Annotated in this window: 9 protein-coding genes; 8 read left to right on the top strand and 1 reads right to left on the bottom strand. The window is 65.5% G+C overall.

The window, feature by feature from the left end; genetic code table 11:
• Positions 1-93: 93 nt before the first annotated feature.
• From hutI to P9230_RS17660, 8 genes are all read left to right on the top strand, one after another.
• On the top strand, positions 94-1,323 hold the full coding sequence (hutI, locus tag P9230_RS17695) for an imidazolonepropionase (RefSeq protein WP_189413634.1): 1,230 nt from the start codon (positions 94-96) through the stop codon (positions 1,321-1,323).
• Positions 1,320-2,855, top strand: coding sequence for a histidine ammonia-lyase (gene hutH, locus P9230_RS17690; protein ID WP_067329858.1), 1,536 nt, complete (start codon positions 1,320-1,322; stop codon positions 2,853-2,855). Before hutI ends, hutH begins: the two co-directional genes overlap by 4 nt.
• A 220-nt stretch (positions 2,856-3,075) precedes the next feature.
• Positions 3,076-3,891, top strand: coding sequence for an N-formylglutamate deformylase (hutG, locus tag P9230_RS17685; protein ID WP_067329862.1), 816 nt, complete (start codon positions 3,076-3,078; stop codon positions 3,889-3,891).
• 37 nt (positions 3,892-3,928) lie between these two features.
• Entirely contained in the window at positions 3,929-5,599 is a 1,671-nt protein-coding gene (gene hutU / locus P9230_RS17680; protein WP_067329865.1) for a urocanate hydratase, read from the top strand.
• Positions 5,600-5,603: 4 nt separating this feature from the next.
• Complete coding sequence (locus P9230_RS17675) at positions 5,604-6,191, top strand: HutD family protein (protein ID WP_067329868.1); 588 nt, start codon at positions 5,604-5,606, stop codon at positions 6,189-6,191.
• 270 nt (positions 6,192-6,461) lie between these two features.
• Entirely contained in the window at positions 6,462-15,041 is an 8,580-nt protein-coding gene (locus tag P9230_RS17670; protein WP_278120156.1) for a glucoamylase family protein, read from the top strand.
• A 376-nt stretch (positions 15,042-15,417) separates the two neighbouring features.
• Complete coding sequence (locus P9230_RS17665; RefSeq protein ID WP_278120155.1) at positions 15,418-17,187, top strand: glucan ABC transporter ATP-binding protein/ permease; 1,770 nt, start codon at positions 15,418-15,420, stop codon at positions 17,185-17,187.
• A gap of 198 nt (positions 17,188-17,385) precedes the next feature.
• On the top strand, positions 17,386-18,144 hold the full coding sequence (locus P9230_RS17660; protein ID WP_067000549.1) for a heme ABC transporter permease: 759 nt from the start codon (positions 17,386-17,388) through the stop codon (positions 18,142-18,144).
• 236 nt (positions 18,145-18,380) lie between these two features.
• Here P9230_RS17660 and P9230_RS17655 read toward each other — a convergent pair whose 3' ends face one another.
• Positions 18,381-19,439 carry a D-TA family PLP-dependent enzyme gene (locus P9230_RS17655; RefSeq protein ID WP_278054819.1) on the bottom strand — a complete coding sequence of 353 codons (1,059 nt, stop codon included), beginning with the start codon at positions 19,437-19,439 and terminating at the stop codon, positions 18,381-18,383.
• Positions 19,440-19,604 lie beyond the last annotated feature (165 nt).

Here is a 19,604-nt window from a genome sequence, read left to right as displayed (position 1 = left end):
AACTCCCAATCCGAATGCCCGAGCGACATTAACACTTGCGTCGCGTTTCAATATGTATATACATAATCGTCATCCTTTCAAATGGAAAAGATGATGGGTGGAGCAAACGGAAAGAGCGGCCTTCGTCTGTGGCGCAATGCGCGCCTGGCGACTATGGCCGAGGGTGCTGCCGGTCTCGGCATCGTCGAGAAAGGTGCGATCGCCGCGCGCGACGGGCTGATCGTCTATGCCGGATCGGAGGCCGACCTGCCGGCAGCCGCCGGGCAGGGCGCCGAAACGGTCGATTGCCAGGGCCGCTGGATCACCCCCGGCCTGATCGATTGCCACACCCACCTTGTCTATGCAGGCAACCGCGCCAACGAATTCGAGATGCGCTTGGCCGGCGCCACGTATGAGGAGGTGGCGAGGGCAGGGGGTGGCATCGTTTCCTCGGTCAAGTCGCTGCGCGCCGCGAGCGAAGACGAGCTCGTCTCCCAGACGCTGCCCCGCCTCGACGCGCTGATGGCCGAGGGCGTGACGACCGTCGAGGTCAAGTCCGGCTACGGCCTCGATGCCGACAATGAAAAAAAGTCGCTGCGCGCCGCCCGCCGTCTGGCCAGTGAGCGTCCAATCACGATCCTTACGACCTGTCTCGCCGCCCATGCGCTGCCGCCTGAAGCCAGGGGCGACAAGGACGCTTTCATCGATCTCGTCGCCGGCACGATCCTCCCGGCGGTTGCCGCCGAAAAGCTCGCGGACGCCGTCGACGGTTTTTGCGAGGGCATTGCCTTCTCACCGGAACAGATCGCGCGCGTCTTCGATAAGGCGAAAGCGCTTGGCCTGCCGGTGAAGCTTCACGCCGACCAGTTGTCCAACCTGCATGGCGCCGCGCTTGCCGCGCGCTACGGCGCGCTGTCGGCTGATCACCTGGAATACACCGATGAGGAGGGCGCTGCGGCGATGGCCGGATCCGGCACCGTCGCGACCATCCTGCCCGGCGCCTACTACTTCATCCGCGAGACCAAGAGGCCGCCGGTCGATCTCTTCCGCCGCCACGGCGTGAAGATGGCGGTCGCCACCGACTCCAATCCCGGCACCTCGCCGCTTACCTCGCTGCTGCTCACCATGAACATGGCCGCGACGCTCTTTGGCCTGACCATCGACGAATGCCTCGCCGGCGTCACCCGCGAGGCCGCGCGTGCGCTGGGGCTTCTCGACAGGACCGGCACGCTGGAAGCCGGCAAATCGGCCGACCTTGCCGTCTGGGATATCGAGCGTCCGGCCGAACTTGTCTACCGCATGGGCTTCAATCCGCTCCATGCCCGCATCTGGAGAGGACAATGACCGAACTGATCCTGAAGCCCGGCAGCGCAACGCTTGCCGACTGGCGCGCCATCTATCGCGGCGCCGTGCCGAAGCTCGACGATTCCTGCCGGCCGAAGATCAAGGCCAGCGCCGAAGCCGTCGCCCGCATCGTCGCCAAAGGCGAGCCGGTCTACGGCATCAACACCGGCTTCGGTAAGCTCGCCAGCGTTCGCATTCCGGCAAACGATCTTGAAACGCTGCAACGCAACATCGTGCTTTCCCACGCCGCGGGCGTCGGCGAACCGATGCCGGCCCCCGTGGTGCGGCTGATGATGGCGCTGAAGCTGGCGAGCCTCGCCCAGGGCGCTTCCGGCGTGCGCGCCGAGACCATCGACCTGCTCCAGGGGATGCTCGCCAACGACGTCATTCCGGTGGTGCCGGCGCAAGGTTCGGTCGGCGCCTCGGGCGACCTCGCGCCGCTCGCGCATATGACGGCGGTCATGATCGGCGTCGGTGAATGTTTTACCCCGCATGGTCGCTTCCCGGCCAAGGTCGCCTTCGTCTCGCATGGGCTGGAACCGGTCACGCTCGTTGCCAAGGAGGGCCTGGCGCTGCTCAACGGCACCCAGTTCTCGACCGCCTTCGCGCTCGCCGGCCTGTTCGAAGCCGAGACGCTCTACCAGTCGGCGCTGGTCGCCGGCGCCCTGTCGACCGATGCTGCCCGCGGCTCCGACGCGCCTTTCGACCCGCGCATTCATCTGTTGCGCAAGCATCGCGGCCAGATCGAGACCGCGGACGCGTTGCGCAATCTGATGGCCGGCAGCGCCATTCGTGAATCGCACCGCGTTGGCGACGAGCGCGTGCAGGATCCATACTGCCTGCGCTGCCAGCCGCAGGTGATGGGCGCCGCGCTCGACGTCCTGCGCAAGGCGGCCGACACGCTGGAGACCGAAGCCAACGGCGTCACCGACAACCCGCTGATCTTCGCCGAGGACGACACCGCGCTCTCGGGCGGCAACTTTCACGCCGAGCCGGTGGCCTTTGCCGCCGACATGATCGCGCTTGCGGTCTGCGAGATCGGCTCGCTGTCTGAGCGCCGCATCGCCATGCTGGTCGATCCGGCGCTCTCCGGCATGCCGGCTTTCCTGACGCCGAAGCCTGGCCTCAATTCCGGTTTCATGATCCCGCAGGTGACGGCGGCGGCGCTCGTTTCGGAAAACAAGCAGAAGGCCTATCCGGCGAGCGTCGATTCCATCCCGACCTCGGCCAACCAGGAAGACCATGTCTCGATGGCTGCCCACGGCGCGCGCCGCCTGCTCGGCATGATCGAGAATGCAACGGCCGTCATCGGCATCGAGCTGTTGGCAGCCGCGCAAGGCTGCGATTTCCATGCCCCGCTCGCTTCGAGCGAAGCGCTGGAAACGGTGCGCAAGCTGGTCCGAGCCGAGGTGCCGCATCTCGACAACGACCGGCATTTCCACCCCGACATGGAAAAGGCGATCGCCCTGGTCCGCAGCGGCGCGGCGGTTAAGGCGGCGGCTGCGGTGGCGCTGCCGGGGATTGCATCATGAGATTGAATGCTCTGATAGGTCGCGATCCTTCACGCCCCCCGCTGTCCTGCCGGACATCTCGCTCACAAGGGGGGAGATTGGCAACTTTGGCGCCCCGCTCCTTCTTGCAACGTGGACGATTGGCGAAAGCCGGCCTGATATCTGATCTCCCCCCTCGTGGGGGAGATGTCCGGCAGGACAGAGGGGGGCGCCGTAGAGCTCCAACCCGTGGAGGGCTCCAATGACCACGCCCTGGCTCACCATCACACGCGGTACGGCGCCGCTGCTGGTCTCGATCCCGCACACCGGCATAGATCTTGCGGGCCTCGACAGCCGGTTGGTCTCGCCGTGGCTCGGCCGCCGCGACTGCGACTGGTGGATCGACAAGCTGTACGACTTCGCGAACGATCTTGGCGCCACGGTCGTCCACACCGCCATCTCGCGCACCGTCATCGACGTCAACCGCGACCCCTCCGGCGTCTCGCTTTATCCTGGACAGGCGACGACCACGCTCTGCCCCACCGACACGTTTGATGGCGATCCGCTCTACCGCATGGGCGAGGAGCCGACGCCGTCCGAGATCGACCTGCGCCGCGAGACTTACTTCGCGCCTTACCATGCCGCCCTGCAGGCTGAGATCGACCGTCTGCGCGGCATGCACGAGAAGATCGTGCTCTATGACTGCCATTCAATTCGCTCGGTGCTGCCGCGCCTGTTCGAAGGCACGCTGCCGGTGTTCAATCTCGGCACCAATGACGGCAAGAGCACCGAACCATCCCTGCAGGAAAAGGTAGCCGCCATCCTCGCGGCGAGCAGCCAGTCCTGGGTGGTCAATGGGCGCTTCAAGGGCGGCTGGATCACCAGAAGTTTCGGCCGGCCGCAGAGCGGCGTCCATGCGCTGCAGATGGAGCTCTCGAACCGCGGCTATATGCGCGAGCCGTCGGAAAAGGGCGCGCCAGACAACTGGCCGGTGCCTTACGACCCAACCTACGCGGCGCCGATCCGCGCCACGCTGAAAACCATTCTCGAAACCGCGATTGCCTGGGCCGCGCGCTGACGCTCCCGCCGCACCTGATCGAAAGGGAACTGCCGACATGACCGACCCTCGCCACAACATCCGTGAAGTCCGCGCGCCGCGCGGCGATAAGCTCAACGCCCGCTATTGGACGACCGAGGCGCCGCTGCGCATGCTGATGAACAATCTCGATCCGGAGGTCGCCGAGAACCCGAACGAGCTCGTGGTCTATGGCGGCATCGGCCGGGCGGCGCGCACCTGGAACGATTTCGACCGCATCGCCGCGTCGTTGAAGACGCTCGGCGAGGACGAGACGCTCTTGGTGCAGTCGGGCAAGCCGGTCGGCGTCTTCCGCACCCACAAGGACGCGCCGCGCGTCTTGATCGCCAATTCCAACATCGTGCCGCACTGGGCGACCTGGGAAAAATTCAACGACCTCGATAGGAAGGGCCTGATGATGTACGGCCAGATGACGGCCGGTTCCTGGATCTATATCGGCACGCAAGGCATCGTTCAGGGCACCTACGAGACCTTCGTCGAGGCCGGCCGCCAGCACTATGGCGGCAATCTCAAGGGCAAGTGGATCCTGACCGCCGGCCTCGGCGGCATGGGCGGCGCCCAGCCTCTGGCCGCTGTCATGGCCGGCGCCTCCTGCCTCGCCATCGAATGCAATCCGGACTCGATCGACTTCCGCTTGCGCACTCGCTACCTCGACGAGAAGGCCGAAACGCTCGACGAGGCGATGGAAATGATCGAGCGCTGGACCAAGGCCGGCGAGGCGAAGTCCGTCGGCCTGCTCGGCAATGCCGCCGAGATCGTGCCGGAGATGTTCAGGCGTGGGATCCGCCCCGATATCCTCACCGACCAGACCTCGGCGCATGACCCGATCAACGGCTATCTGCCCAAGGGCTGGACCATTGCCGAATGGCGCGAGAAGCGCGTCAGTGATCCGAAGGCGGTGGAGAAGGCGGCGCGCGCGTCGATGCGCGAGCATGTCGAGGCGATGGTGGCGTTCTGGAACGCCGGCGTGCCGACGCTCGACTACGGTAACAACATCCGCCAGGTCGCCAAGGACGAGGGTTTCGAAGATGCCTTCGCCTTCCCCGGCTTCGTGCCGGCTTACATCCGTCCGCTGTTCTGTCGCGGCATCGGCCCGTTTCGCTGGGCTGCGCTCTCGGGCGATCCGGAAGATATCTACAAGACGGACGCCAAGGTGCGCGAACTCACCCCCGGCAACACGCATCTGCACAATTGGCTCGACATGGCGCGCGAGCGCATCTCCTTCCAGGGCCTGCCGGCGCGCATCTGCTGGGTCGGGCTTGGCGACCGCCACCGATTGGGACTCGCCTTCAACGAAATGGTGGCCAAGGGCGAGATCAAGGCGCCGGTCGTCATCGGCCGCGACCATCTCGATTCCGGCTCGGTCGCCTCGCCGAACCGCGAGACCGAGGCGATGAAGGATGGCTCCGACGCCATTTCCGACTGGCCGCTGCTCAACGCGCTGCTCAACACCGCGTCCGGCGCCACCTGGGTCTCGCTGCATCACGGCGGCGGCGTCGGCATGGGCTTCTCGCAGCATGCCGGCATGGTGATCGTCGCCGACGGAACGCCTGACGCGGCCAGGCGCCTGGAGCGCGTGCTGTGGAACGACCCGGCGACCGGCGTCATGCGTCACGCCGATGCCGGTTACGACATCGCCATCGAGTGCGCGAAGGAGCACCAGCTCAACCTGCCGGGCATACTGGGTTGAACCGATGCGCATCCTTCGTGCCGCCGGCTATCGCGTCATGCCGTGGAAGAACGGCGGCGGCACGACCACCGAGATCGCCGTCTCGCCTGATGGCGCCGGTCTCGAGGATTTCGACTGGCGCATCTCCATGGCGCGCGTCGAGACCAGCGGGCCATTCTCCAGCTTCGCCGGGGTCGACCGCACGCTGTCGGTGCTGGAAGGCGACGGCATTATGCTCGACATCGCCTCTCGACCGCCGGCGCGGCTGACGCCAGCCTCGGCGCCGCTTCCTTTTCCCGGCGACGTGCCGACCCGCGCCACGTTGATGGGCGGCCCGATCACCGATCTCAACGTCATGAGCCGCCGCGGCTGCATCAGCCATACGGTCGAGCGCTTGCCTGTTTCGGGTGAAGTCGAGATAAGGTCGACCGACGGCACGACGATTATCTTGCCGGTTGGCGGTGGCGTCACAGTCCTCACGGACACCGCTGCCAGCCTCGGACCGCTTGATGCGCTCGTCCTCAATCAGCAGAGCCAGAAACTGCGCCTCCAGCCTGAAGGGCATGAGCTGATTTTTGTGATCCGCCTGCGCGTCACCGCCGCCAATGGTTAACGGCTGTTGCCAAACATGATCGCGGCGCGGGCGAAATATCGCCTGGCCCCTTGCATGTATCACGAAAAAGCCTGAATCCTTTCCCTGATCGGACCCGGGGCGGGAAGCGAGGGGCGTTCGCCCTTGAGTTGTCGAAAGGGGACGCCCCTGTCATGGAGCGCAAACAAACTTTCGGCCGAACCTGCCATGCAACAGATTGCATTTGAACCGGTTTTAGGGCCATTGCCGTGGCGGTGACGCCGCATCGCGCCCCGCCTTACGGAATAATCAATGAACATCCAGACGAATCCCGCCAAGATCGAACAAACTAGTGCCGGCTTCCCGACCGTCACGGAAGCGCCGATACGCTCCAATTTCCTGCCGGAAGACCGGCTGCGCGCGCTGGGCGCAGCACTCGCCAAGGGCGATGTCAGGGACCTGTTCGGGCTTTCGCCGTTCGAATTCCAGGCCCGCATCCGCGATAGCGCCAAGAAGATTCTCGAAGTCTACCGTTCGACCAACGCCGCCCAGGCCAAGGGCGAGACGATCACGCCCGCGGCGCAATGGCTGCTCGACAACAACTACCTGGTCGAAGAGACCATATTTCAGGTCAAGCGCGATCTGCCGCGCCGTTTCTACCGCCAGTTGCCGACGCTCAAGCTTGCGGGCGGCACGGCGTTGCCGCGCGCCTTCGTCGTCGCCTGGAGCTATGTCGAGCATTCCGACAGCGCCGTCTCGGCGACCATGTTCAAGGCCATCGTCGAGGGCTTTCAATCGGTCGAGCCGCTGAAGATCGGCGAGCTCTGGGCGTTGCCGTCGCTGCTGCGGTTCGTGCTGATCGAAAACCTCCGACGCATCGCAGTGCGCGTCAACCGTACCAGAGAGATGCGCCAGATCGCCAACGAGGTCGCCGACCGGGTGCTGGCGACCGACGACAATGCCGACCGGACCAGGATCCTGTCGAGCTACGCCGCGCATGCGCAGGATACCACTTTCGCCACCCAGCTCCTTTATCGCCTGCGTGACGGTTCGCAGAACGCCGGCCGCGCGCTGGAATGGCTGGAGGGCGAGCTCGAGAAGACCGGCTCCGACGCCGAGGAGATCATCATCTCCGAGCATCAGACGCTGTCCAGCGGCAACGTCACCACCGGCAATATCATCCGCGGCCTGCGCCTCATCAACGACGTCGACTGGACGGTCTGGTTCGAGGGCGTCAGCCGCATCGACACGCTGCTGCGCGAGAAGACCGATTTCGCCGCGCTCGATTTCTTCTCGCGCGATCAGTATCGCACCGCGATCGAGCAGCTTGCGCGCCGCTCCGACCTTTCCGAATTCCGCGTCGCCGAAACGGCGATCGAGCTTGCAGGCCACATGCCTGGGGTCACCGATGCGTCCGGCGTGCCGGAAACTGCCGACCCCTCCGTGCATACCGATGTCGGCTTCTTCCTGGTCGGACCGCGTCGGCCGGAGCTGGAACAGGCGATCGGCTACCGGGCTCCCTTCTATGTGACTTTCAAGCGCGCCTTTGCCGCCACCGGCTGGCTCGGCATCGTCGTGCCGGTCTTCCTGCTGACGGTGCTCCTGCTTGTGCTGTCCGGCAACGCGCTTGCCAATCTCGGCCTCTCGGCGGGGGCGATCACGCTGATGCTGGCTTTGTTCGCGGTGCCGGCGAGCGAAGGCGCGTTGGCCTTCTTCAACACCGTCGTGGCGCTCTTCCTCAAGCCGACGCGGCTAGTCGGCTATGACTACAAGCACGGCATCCCCACCTCAGCGCGCACGCTGGTCGTCGTGCCTTCGCTCATCGGGTCGCGCGACGACGTCGAGGAAAACATCCGCAACATCGAGGTGCATCATCTCGCCAACACGGCAGAAGAGATCCATTTCGCGCTTTTGTCCGACTGGCCGGATTCCAAGACCGAAATCGACGCAGCCGACATCGAGATCCTGCAATATGCCCGCGACGAGATCGCCAGGCTGAACGCCCGCTACCCGTCGGAAGGCGCTCCGCGCTTCTATCTTCTGCATCGCCGCCGGCTCTACAATCAGGCCCAGGGCTGCTGGATGGGCTGGGAACGCAAGCGCGGCAAGCTGCACGAGCTCAACCTTCTGCTGCGCGGCGACAGCGATACCACCTTCCTGCCGCTCGATGTGCCGCTGCCGGACAAAGTCACCTATGTGATGACGCTCGACGCCGATACGCGCACCACCCGCGACGCCGTCTCGAGCCTTGTCGGCAAGCTCGCGCATCCGCTCAACCGTCCGCATTTCGATCCGGCAAAGCGCGTCGTCACAGCCGGCTACACCATCCTGCAGCCGCGCATCACCGCCTCGCTCACCAGCGGCGACGATGCCTCCTTCTTCCAGCGCGTCTTCTCGGCCAATCGCGGTCTCGACCCGTACGTCTTTGCCGTGTCCGACGTCTATCAGGACGTCTTCGGCGACGGCACTTTCACCGGCAAGGGCCTCTACCATATCGACGCCTTCGAAACGGCGCTGAAGGGCCGCATCGAGGAAAACACCATCCTCAGCCACGATTTGCTCGAAGGCGCCCTGGCGCGCGCCGCGCTCGTCACCGATGTCGAACTGGTCGAGGACTATCCGACCCGCTACTCGGTCGACGCCTCACGCCACCACCGCTGGGCGCGCGGCGACTGGCAATTGCTCGGCTTCATGTTCGATCCGCGCTCTGGCGTTCCGGCACTGTCGCGCTGGAAGATGGTCGATAACCTCCGCCGCTCGGTGACCCCGATCTTCTGGGTGATGGCCTGTATCGCCGGCTGGACGCTGCTGCCGTTCACGCAGGCCGCGCAGTGGCAGGCGCTGATGATCCTCAGCCTGTTCATGGCCCCGACCTTCGACATCGTCAACGGCATCCTGCCGAAGAGCGGCGACCAGACGCCGCGCGGCCATTTCTCGGCGCTGGCGCGCGACACTGTGTTCGGCACCGCGCTGGTGGCGCTGAAGGTGCTTTTGATGGCGCACCTTGCCTGGATGATGGGCGATGCCATCGTCCGCACTCTTTACCGGCTCTTCGTCAGCCGCCAGAACCTTCTGGAGTGGCGCACCGCCTCGCAGGCGCACAAGACCGGCGGCAGCGATCTCGGCGCCTATTACAGCATGATGTATGGCGCCGTGATCATCGGCGTCGTCGGCCTTGCCGTTCCGGTCCTGGCCGATTCCACCGGCGCGTTCGTCGCCTTCTTCTTCGCGATTTTCTGGATCGGCTCGCCCGCCGTCGCCTGCTGGATCAGCCGCTCGGCCGAGACCGAGGACAGGCTGCGCATTTCCGCCGCCGACATCCATGCGCTGCGCACCGTGGCGCGTCGCACCTGGCATTATTTCGAGACCTTCGTGACCGCCGAGCACCACCATCTGCCGCCCGACAATTTCCAGGAAAGCCCGGCACCGGTGGTGGCGCCGCGTACCTCGCCGACCAACATCGGCGTCTACCTGCTCTCGGTGGTGTCGGCGCGCGACTTCGGCTGGATCAGCCTGTCGGATGCCATCACCCGCATCGACGCCACGATGACGACCATCGAGAACATGCCGCGCGATCGCGGGCATCTCTACAATTGGTACGACACGACGACGCTGAAGCCGCTTTATCCGCTCTATATCTCGGCGGTCGACAGCGGCAATCTCGCCGGCCATCTGGTCGCCGTGGCCGCGGCCTGCGCCGAATGGGCCGAGGCGCCTTCCGTCCACCTGCAGGGCGATTTCGAGGGCATCCTCGACACCGTCACCATCCTCGACGAGAGCCTGGAGGAACTGCCCGACGACCGCCGCCAGCTGCGGCCGCTGCGCCAGCGTCTTGCCGACCGCCTCGACGGCATGCGCCGGGCAGTGATGACCATCAAGGCGCAGCCCGAGATGGCCTCGATCCGCACCATCAATCTCGCGGTGCTGGCCGGCGAGATCCGCAAGCTCGCCACGGCCATCCACGTCGAGGCGGCGTCGGCCAAGAGCGACGTCATCGCCGACTGGGCGGCCAGGCTGGAGGCGACCTGCGAGGCGCATGTGCACGATTCGCACAATGACGAAAGCGCGGTCTCGGCGCTCCGCACCAAGCTGCTCGCGCTGCGCGGGCGCTGCCGCCGCTACGCCTTCGAGATGGATTTTTCCTTCCTGATGCGGCAGGAGCGCAAGCTCCTGTCGATTGGCTATCGCGTCGAGGAGCACCAGCTCGACGAGAGCTGCTACGACTTGCTCGCCTCCGAGGCGCGGCTGACCAGCCTGTTCGGCATCGCCAAGGGCGACTTGCCGACCGAGCACTGGTTCCGGCTCGGCAGGCCGATTGTCGAGATCGGTTTCAAGGGCGCGCTGATGTCCTGGTCGGGCTCGATGTTCGAGTACCTGATGCCGCCGCTGGTGATGAAGGAGCCGCAGGGCTCGATCCTCAACCAGACCAGCAAGCTCATCATCAAGCGCCAGATCCAGTATGCGCGCTCGAAGAACGTGCCCTGGGGCATCTCGGAAGCGGCCTACAATGCCCGCGACCGCGAGCTCACCTACCAGTACACCAACTTCGGCGTGCCCGGCCTCGGCCTGAAGCGTGGTCTCGGCCAGAACACCGTGATCGCGCCTTACGCCACCATCCTGGCGGCGCAGTTCAATCCGCGTGAGGCGGTGCAGAACCTGATGCGGCTGCGCGCGATCGGCGCGCTCGGCCGGCACGGCTTTTACGATGCGGTCGACTTCACGCCGCAGCGCGTGCCGGAAGGCACCGACCATGCCGTCGTCCAGAACTACATGGCCCACCATTCCGGCATGTCGATCGCCGCCGTGGCGGACGCCATCTTCGAGGGTCGGCTGCGCGAACGCTTCCACAGCGATCCGGTGATTGAGTCGGCCGAACTCCTCTTGCAGGAGAAGGCGCCGCGCGACATCCCGACCGCCACCGTCAGGACCGAGGCCGACGAGCGCTCCAAGGACGAGACCGAGACCGAGAGCCCGGACAGCCGCATCATCCTTGACCCGATCAAGGCGCTGCGCGCGACCAACGTCATGTCGAATGGCCGTTACTCGGTCATGGTCACCGCCACCGGCTCCGGCTACAGCCGCTTCGGCGAGCTTGCCATCACCCGTTGGCAGCCGGACCCGAGCGAAGACCGTCTCGGCTCCTATATCTTCTTGCGCGACACCGCGACCGGCGACTGGTGGTCGGCCACCGCCGAGCCGAAGCGCGCCGAGGGCGAGCGCGTGCAGACGCTGTTTGCCGACGACAAGGCGAGCTTTACCAAATCGATCGGCTCGCTGCGTTCGGAGGTCGAGTGCATCGTCATCTCCGAAGGGAACGGCGAAGGCCGGCGCGTCACGCTTTACAATGACGGCCCCACCGACCGGCACATCGAGGTGACGTCCTTTGCCGAGCTGGTGCTGGGCAACGAAGCCTCCGACAACGCCCATCCGGCGTTCTCGAAGATGTTCGTCGAGACCGAGATCTCCGCTAACAACGGCGCGATCTTCGCCACCAGGCGCAAGCGCGAAAAGAACGAGCCCGACCTAACCATGGTGCATTTCGTCACCGATCCGTCGGGTCCCTCGCGCGACGCCGAGGCCGAAACCGATCGCCGCGCCTTCATCGGCCGTGGCCGCACCATCGCCGACGCTGCCGCCTTCGACCCCGGCGCCCGGCTCTCCGGCAGCCACGGCTTCACGCTCGACCCGGTGGCGGCACTTCGCCGCCAGGTGCGCGTGCCGGCCAACAAGAAGATCTCGCTGACCTTCTGGACCGTCGTCGGCGCCAACCGCGGCGAGCTCGACGAGGCGATCGGCCGCCTCGACCATCAGGAGAGCTTCGCCCGCCAGGCTATGCTCGCCTGGACGCGCAGCCAGGTGCAGACCCGCCATCTCGGCCTCAGCCTGACCGATGCCGCCAATGTGCAGAAGCTGGCGCGTTACCTGATCTATCCCGATCCGTTCCTGCGTCTGCCCGCCGACTCCATCGCCTCGGGCCTCGGCCGCCAGTCGAGCCTCTGGCCGACCAGCATCTCCGGCGATTTCCCGATCTTCCTGGTGCGCATCGGCGACGTCGCCGATCTCGAGATCGTCGCCCAGGCGCTGCGCTTCCAGGAATACATGCGCGCCCGCGGCATGATGATCGACTTCGTCGTCGTCAACGAGCAGGCATCCTCCTACGTGCAGGACCTGCAGCGCGCAGTGGAGACGCTGTGCGAGAACAGCCGCCTGCGTGGTCGCGAGCTTGGCCCGCGTCAGCACATCTTCGCCGTGCGCCGCGACCTGATGGACGAGCCGACCTACAAGACCCTACTGTCGGTCGCGCGTGTTGCGCTCCACACCCGCAACGGCACCATCTTCGACCAGCTCGAGCGGGCCGAAACGGCGGCATTGCAGGCTCGCGATGCTTTGCAGCAGGCGGAAGGCGTTCCGGCCCGCCAGCCGTCGCCGCCTTTGCCTGAGCCGACGCGGGCAAGCGAGGGGGGAGCCGATATTGCCGCCGACGGCACCGGCCTCAGCCTCTGGAACGGCTTTGGCGGCTTCGACGGCGACGGCCGCCACTACGTGACGCGGCTGACCGGCCGTCGTGTGACGCCGCAGCCCTGGATCAACGTCATCTCCAACGCTTCCTTCGGCTTCCACGTCTCTGCCGAGGGCGCCGGCTTCACCTGGAGCCGCAACAGCCGCGACTACCAGTTGACGCCGTGGTCGAACGACCCGGTGTCGAACCGGCCGGGCGAGGGCTTCTATATCTACGACCAGTTGAGCGGCAAGGCGTTCTCGCCGATGGCCGCGGTGGTGCGCGATCCCTCGATGACCTACGAGACCTGGCACGGGCAGGGGTTCTCGACCTTCCGCTCGAAGCGCGGGCCGCTGTCGATGGATCTGACGCAGGTCGTCGACCCGGTGGATCCGGTGAAGATCACGCGGCTGCGCATCCAGAATGCCGGCCCCGCGCCGGCAAGGCTGCGCGTCTATGCCTATGCCGAGTGGGTGCTCGGCGGCCATCGCTCGCGCACGGCGGCAACCATTGTGCCGACCAGGGACGCCGCGACGGGCGCCATGCTGGCGCAGAACCCCTACGGGCTCGACTTCGGCGAGCGGTTGGCTTTCCTCGCCGCGACGGCGCCTGTTCATTCGGTGACCGCCGACCGCGGCGAGTTCGTCGGCAGGCACGGCACGACCGAATATCCGCAGGCCGTGCTTGGCGGAGTTGCTTTGTCCGGCCGCGTCGAGGCAGGCGACGATCCGTGCGCGGTGATCGCCAGCGACATCGACATCCCGGCCGGCGGCAACGTGACGCTGTTCTGGCTGCTTGGCGACGCCGCCACGGCCGCCGAGGCGAGCGCCCTGGTCCAGACCCACAGGGACAAGGATTTCGACCGGCGTCTGGCCGACAATGAGCGCGTCTGGCGGGGCTTCCTCGACACCATTCAGGTCGAAACGCCGGACAAGGCGCTCAACGCCATGGTCAACCACTGGCTGCCCTACCAGAGCCTGGCCTGCCGCATCCGCGCGCGGTCGGCCTTCTACCAGGCGAGCGGCGCCTTCGGCTTCCGCGACCAGTTGCAGGATACGCTGGCCTTGCTGGCGCATGATCCGAAGCTGGCGCGCGACCAGATTCTCAACGCCGCCCGCCGGCAGTTCCAGGAGGGCGACGTGCAGCACTGGTGGCTGCCCCGCACCGATGCCGGCGTGCGCACCATGATCTCGGACGATGTCGTGTGGCTGGCGCACGCGACGGCCCGCTACATCGAGGTGACGGGCGATGCCGCCATCCTCAAGGAGCAGATACCGTTCATCGACGGGCAGGAGCTTGGCGAGGGCGAGCACGACGCCTTCTTCACGCCCGAGATCACCAAGACCACAGCCTCGCTTTACGAGCACTGCGCGCGGGCGCTCGATCTGGCGATCAAGCGCAGCAGCCCGGCCGGCCTGCCGCTGATCCTCGGCGGCGACTGGAACGACGGCATGAACCGTGTCGGCGAGGGCGGCAAGGGCGAAAGCGTCTGGCTAGGCTGGTTCCTGCTGAAGACGCTGGGTGACTTCGCCCCCATCGCCAAGGGACAGAGCGATGGCAAGCGGGCGCAGGCCTGGACGAAGCACGCGGACCTGCTGAAGCGGGCGCTGGAGAGCACGGCCTGGGACGGCCAGTGGTACCGGCGCGGCAGCTTCGACGACGGCAGCCCGCTCGGCTCCCGCAATTCGGACGAATGCAAGATCGACTCCATCGCCCAGTCCTGGAGCGTGCTGTCGGGCGAGGGGGATCCTGCCCGCTCGACCACGGCCATGGAGCAGGCGACGAAGATGCTCGTCGACGACAAGCACAAGATCGTCAAGCTGTTCACGCCGCCCTTCTCGAACAGCGACAAGGATCCCGGCTATATCAAGAGCTACCCGCCGGGCGTGCGCGAGAACGGCGGCCAGTACACCCATGCCGCCACCTGGTTCGTCATCGCGCTGGCCGAGATGGGACGCACCGACGAGGCCTATCGCTGCTTCTCGATGCTGAACCCGGTCAACCACGCCTCGGACGAGGCGGCGGCCGAGCATTACCGCGTCGAGCCTTACGTCGTGGCGGCGGACATCTACGCCGGCGAAGGAAAAGGCGGCCGCGGCGGCTGGACCTGGTACACGGGGTCGGCCGGCTGGCTCTACCGGGCCGCGGTGGAAGGAATCCTCGGCATCGAGCGGCGCGGCAAGCAGATCACGTTTAGGCCGAAGCTGCCTGGCCACTGGGACGGCTACGCCGCCACACTCAAGATGTTCGGCGGCGAAATCAAGGTTCGCGTCATCCGCGACAAAAAGACCAAGTCGATCGCGCTTGAAGTCAATGGTTCGAAGACCAAATCAGGGTCTTTCGAACCGAAGGCCGGTGAGATGACCGACGTCGTCGTCAAGATACCTGCGTAGGATCAAAGACTTGACTTGCAGGCCGCGCATCTCTCGGGATGCGCGGCCGAGCTTGGCGTATTACTTTGCCAATGGGCTGGGCAGCGTGCGCCCACGTTGCTTCAGGCACGGCTAAGCAAGCGCCAAGTGATTAAAAATGTGGCAGCGCTGGGCAGGTGCCATTGTTTTGCCGCAAGGCTGACATTTCACCTTTTATCTCAAACCGTTAGGTGATCACGTCAGATTTCGCACCGTCGTCATCTTTTGTTCGCTAAATGGGAACGGAAGGGATAGACGACGCATTGTTTCGCGACACATAAACCGGTACGTGTCAAAAAATGGTGCGGCGCACAATACCGACATTGAGCACGGACAAGAGTTTGGCGGAGTAGCTGAAGTGTCACTTCTGCAGATCTACTTTAGAGCGCTGAGTTATCTGGCTGCGGACAAGAAGCGCGTCGCGCTGATCTGCGGCGCCAACGTCGCGCTTGCCGCGATCGCCATTCTCGAGCCGATCCTTTTGGGCCGGGTGATCGGCGCCATTTCCGAAAAAGGTCCGGTGTTTTCGACGCTCGCCGTCTGGGCCGCTCTCGGTGTCTTCAATGTCATAGCTTTCGTGCTGGTGTCGCGCGGCGCCGACCGCTTCGCCCATGCCCGGCGTTCGGAAGTGCTGTGCCAGTCCTTCGAGCGCGTCATCACCATGCCGCTCGCCTGGCACCACCAGCGCGGCACGTCCAATTCGCTGCACACGCTGCTGCGCGCCATCGAAACCCTGTTCAGCCTGTGGCTCGAATTCATGCGCGTGCATCTCTCGACGGCCATTGCGCTGGTGCTGCTGGTGCCGACCGCGCTTTCCATGGACATCCGCATGTCAATCGTGCTGCTGGGCCTGGGCGTGCTCTACGTCGGAATCGGCCGTATCGTCATGCGCCGTACCAAGTCGGGGCAGACCGCCGTCGAGCGCCACTACCATACCGTGTTTGCCCATGTGACCGACAGCGTCAGCAACGTCGCCGTGCTGCAGAGCTACAACCGCATCGGCCATGAGACCGCGACGCTGAAGCGCTACGTCAAGGACCTGCTCGACGCGCAGAACCCGGTCCTCGACTGGTGGGCGATCGCCAATGCGCTGAACCGCCTGTCGTCGACCATCTCGATGATGATTGTGCTCTCGATTGGGGCTTATCTCGTCACCCGTGGCCAGCTCCGTGTCGGAGACGTCGTCGCCTTCACCGGCTTTGCCGGAATGCTGATCGCCCGTCTCGACCAGATGTCGGCCTTCACGACGCAGATTTCCGAGGCCCGCGCCAAGCTCGAGGATTTCTATCGCCTCGAGGACTCGGCCGCCGAAACCGCCGAGCCGGACGGCCTGCGCGAGTTGACCAACGTCACTGGCCGTGTGCGCTTCGAGGACGTCAGCTTCGAGTTCGCGAACTCGGGCCATGGTATCGAGAATGTCTCCTTCGAGGTGCCGGCCGGCAAGACCGTCGCCATCGTCGGCCCGACCGGCGCCGGCAAGACGACGCTTATCAACCTGCTGCAGCGCGTGTTCACGCCGTCCAGCGGCCGCATCCTGATCGACGGCATCGACACTCGCACGGTGACCCGCAAGTCGCTGCGCCACTCGATCGCCACCGTCTTCCAGGACGCCGGCCTGCTCAACCGCTCGATCGAGGATAACATCCGGGTCGGCCGCGCCGATGCGAGCAATGACGAGGTGCACGCCGCCGCCAATGCCGCCGCCGCACAGGACTTCATCCTGGCCAAGAGCAGCGGCTACGATACCGTCGTCGGCGAGCGCGGCGGCCAGCTCTCGGGCGGCGAGCGCCAGCGCATCGCCATCGCCCGCGCCGTGCTGAAGGATGCGCCGATCCTGGTGCTCGACGAGGCGACCAGCGCGCTCGACGTCGAGACCGAGGACCGAGTCAAGGAAGCGATCGACGAACTGCGCCGCAACCGCACGACCTTCATCATCGCCCACCGCCTGACCACCGTGCGCGACGCCGACTTGGTCGTCTTCATGGACAAGGGCAAGGTGGTCGAATACGGCGGCTTCACCGAGCTGTCGCTGCGCAACGGCCGCTTCGCAGCCCTGCTGCGCGCCGGCGGCCTGCTCAACGACGAGGAGGTCCGTCGCCTCAGCCGTCCGGTGACGGAAGCGGCGTAAGCTTTCTTCCCTGTGGGACAAGGTGTCGCCGCAGGCGACAGATGAAGGTGTTCCAGGAAGATCAGCGTCTCACTCCGTCGCGCACCCTATCCGTCTCGGCGCTCGCGCGCCGATCCACCTTCTCTCACAAGGGGAGAAGGAGAGAGTGCGACAACCGTCCGATTGCCCCTGATGCATCGCCGGTCTATTTAGATCGGCATGAGCGACACCACCTCACGCCTCGCCGGCTGGATCGATCTCGCCAACCCGACGCGCTTCGTCGGGCTGGCCGACAAGGTTATTCCGTGGCTCGCGGCGACCGCGGCGATACTGCTCGGCGTCGGCCTCTATATGAGCTTCACCGCGCCGGAGGATTTCCAGCAGGGCATCACGGTGCGCATCATGTACATCCACGTGCCTTTCGCCTGGCTTGCGATGATGTGCTACACCATCATGGCGATCTCGGCGCTCGGCACGCTGGTCTGGCGCCACCCGCTGGCCGACGTGGCGCTGAAGGCAGCGGCTCCGATCGGCGCCACCTTCACCGCGCTCGCGCTGATCACCGGCTCGATCTGGGGCAAGCCGATGTGGGGCACCTGGTGGGTGTGGGACGCTCGGCTGACCTCGGTCTTCGTGCTTTTCCTCATGTATCTTGGGATTATCGCGCTGACCCGCGCACTGGACGACGCCGGCCGCGCCGCCTGGGCCGCCGCCATCATCACGCTGGTCGGCTTCATCAACATCCCGATCATCAAATTCTCGGTCGATTGGTGGAACACGCTGCACCAGCCGGCCTCGGTCTTCCGCCTCGGCGGCCCGACCATCGACCCTTCGATGCTGTGGCCGCTCGCCGTGATGGCGCTTGGCTTCACCGTGCTGTTCTTCGCGCTGCACCTGATGGCGATCCGCACGGAGATTTTCAGGCGCCGCGTGATCGCGATGCGCAGGGTTGCGGCGCGGCAGGCGGAACGGCAGTAGATTTTCGGACCAATAGCGGTCTGTCGCGTTCCTTCTCGCCCCCCTCTGTCCTGCCGGACATCTCCCCCACAAGGATGGTGCGATTGCTTTCGGCAACTTTCAGCGTTTGGAGGAGGGCGCGACGCCCGAGCCGCCAATCTCCCCCCAAAGTGGGGGGGAGATGTCCGGCAGGACACGGGAGGCGCTGTCCCGCCAGCCTAGACGAACTTAAAACATCTGCGTGCGTCTCAGGATCCTCAAGCCATCTTCCCCCGCGCCGCCACTGGCAGCGTTTCCAGCACCTTGTCGCCGTCGATCAGATGCACCTGGTCGAACAAATTCGTCACCACGCAGCAATGATCGGGAACCACGCGCACGCGCTCGCCAATGCGCAGGGCGCCGCCGTCTGAAAGCGTGACGTTGCCGTGCTCCTCGCTCAGTCCAGTCACTCGCGCGCTGGGCACGCCGAGCAGCTCGCCGAAATCCGGCAGTCCTAGCGTATCGGAGGACAAAGCCTTGCTGCCGCTGTCGAGGATGGCGCGGGAGGGCGTCGGGTGGCTGACCACGGTGGCCAGCACCGTCAGCGCGCAATCGTCGAGCGTGCCGACGCCTTTGGCGACCTGGTAGCGGTCGAGATAGATGTAGGTGCCGGGCCGGTATTCGGTGACGACGCTGTCCTCGCCCGAGCGCCACATGTCCGGCGTGCCTCCGCTGGAGATGCGCCGGCATTCGAGCCCGGCCGCCGCAAGCGTCTCGCGCGCGTTCCGCAGCCACGCCTCGGCTTCGGCGGCGCGGCCCGCCGCCGGATAAGTCATCAGCCCGCCGAAGGTTAGTCCTCTGGCCTGGTCGATCACTTTCGCCAGTGCAACCGCTTCGGCCGGGCTCTGCACGCCGCAGCGCCCCATGCCGGTGTCGCATTCGACCAGCACCGGCAGCGGGTGGCCGGTATCGGTGAAGGTCGCGGCTAGCCCTGACAGCGTTTCGTGGCTGTCCGCCGTGACCGACAGCGTGACGCGGCCATGCAGTGCCTTCAGCCGCTCCAGCTTGGCGCGGCCGAGAATGTTGTAGGGCAGGAAAATGTCCTCAAGCCCGGCATCGGCCATCACCTCGGCCTCGCCGATCTTCTGGCAGGTTATGCCGACCGCGCCAGCCGCGACCTGCTTCTTCGCCCAGTAGGGCAGCTTGTGCGTCTTGATGTGCGGGCGGAGCTTCAGCCCGTGGCGGTCGGCATGCGCCTGCGCCTTTGCGATGTTGGCTTCGGCGCGGGCCGCGTCGATCAGGATCGCCGGCGTGTCGAGATCGTCTATGCTTGCCATGAAGATCACCGTTCAAAAGCATGTCTCCCGAAGGTGGGAACCGGTTTCGGGAATGAAGACATGCGCGATCAAAAACCGGTTGGGGTTATGGGCTTGATCGGGCCGGATGTCACGAGGCCAGAGCCGTCAGTTTGCGTCGACAGCGGACCGGCATTGCGATATTCG

This window comes from Mesorhizobium sp. WSM4887 (genome assembly GCF_029625865.1).
Lineage (GTDB): Bacteria > Pseudomonadota > Alphaproteobacteria > Rhizobiales > Rhizobiaceae > Mesorhizobium.
Note: the sequence above shows the minus strand (reverse complement) of the source record. Positions and strands in the feature narration are given on the sequence as shown.

What these genes read in the sequence shown, in the direction of transcription:
- hutI (WP_189413634.1), top strand. Translation starts at nt 94, where the DNA reads ATGGGTGGAGCAAACGGAAAGAGCGGCCTTCGTCTGTGGCGCAATGCG.
- hutH (WP_067329858.1), top strand. Translation starts at nt 1,320, where the DNA reads ATGACCGAACTGATCCTGAAGCCCGGCAGCGCAACGCTTGCCGACTGG.
- hutG (WP_067329862.1), top strand. Translation starts at nt 3,076, where the DNA reads ATGACCACGCCCTGGCTCACCATCACACGCGGTACGGCGCCGCTGCTG.
- hutU (WP_067329865.1), top strand. Translation starts at nt 3,929, where the DNA reads ATGACCGACCCTCGCCACAACATCCGTGAAGTCCGCGCGCCGCGCGGC.
- P9230_RS17675 (WP_067329868.1), top strand. Translation starts at nt 5,604, where the DNA reads ATGCGCATCCTTCGTGCCGCCGGCTATCGCGTCATGCCGTGGAAGAAC.
- P9230_RS17670 (WP_278120156.1), top strand. Translation starts at nt 6,462, where the DNA reads ATGAACATCCAGACGAATCCCGCCAAGATCGAACAAACTAGTGCCGGC.
- P9230_RS17660 (WP_067000549.1), top strand. Translation starts at nt 17,386, where the DNA reads ATGAGCGACACCACCTCACGCCTCGCCGGCTGGATCGATCTCGCCAAC.
- P9230_RS17655 (WP_278054819.1), bottom strand. Translation starts at nt 19,439, where the DNA reads ATGGCAAGCATAGACGATCTCGACACGCCGGCGATCCTGATCGACGCG.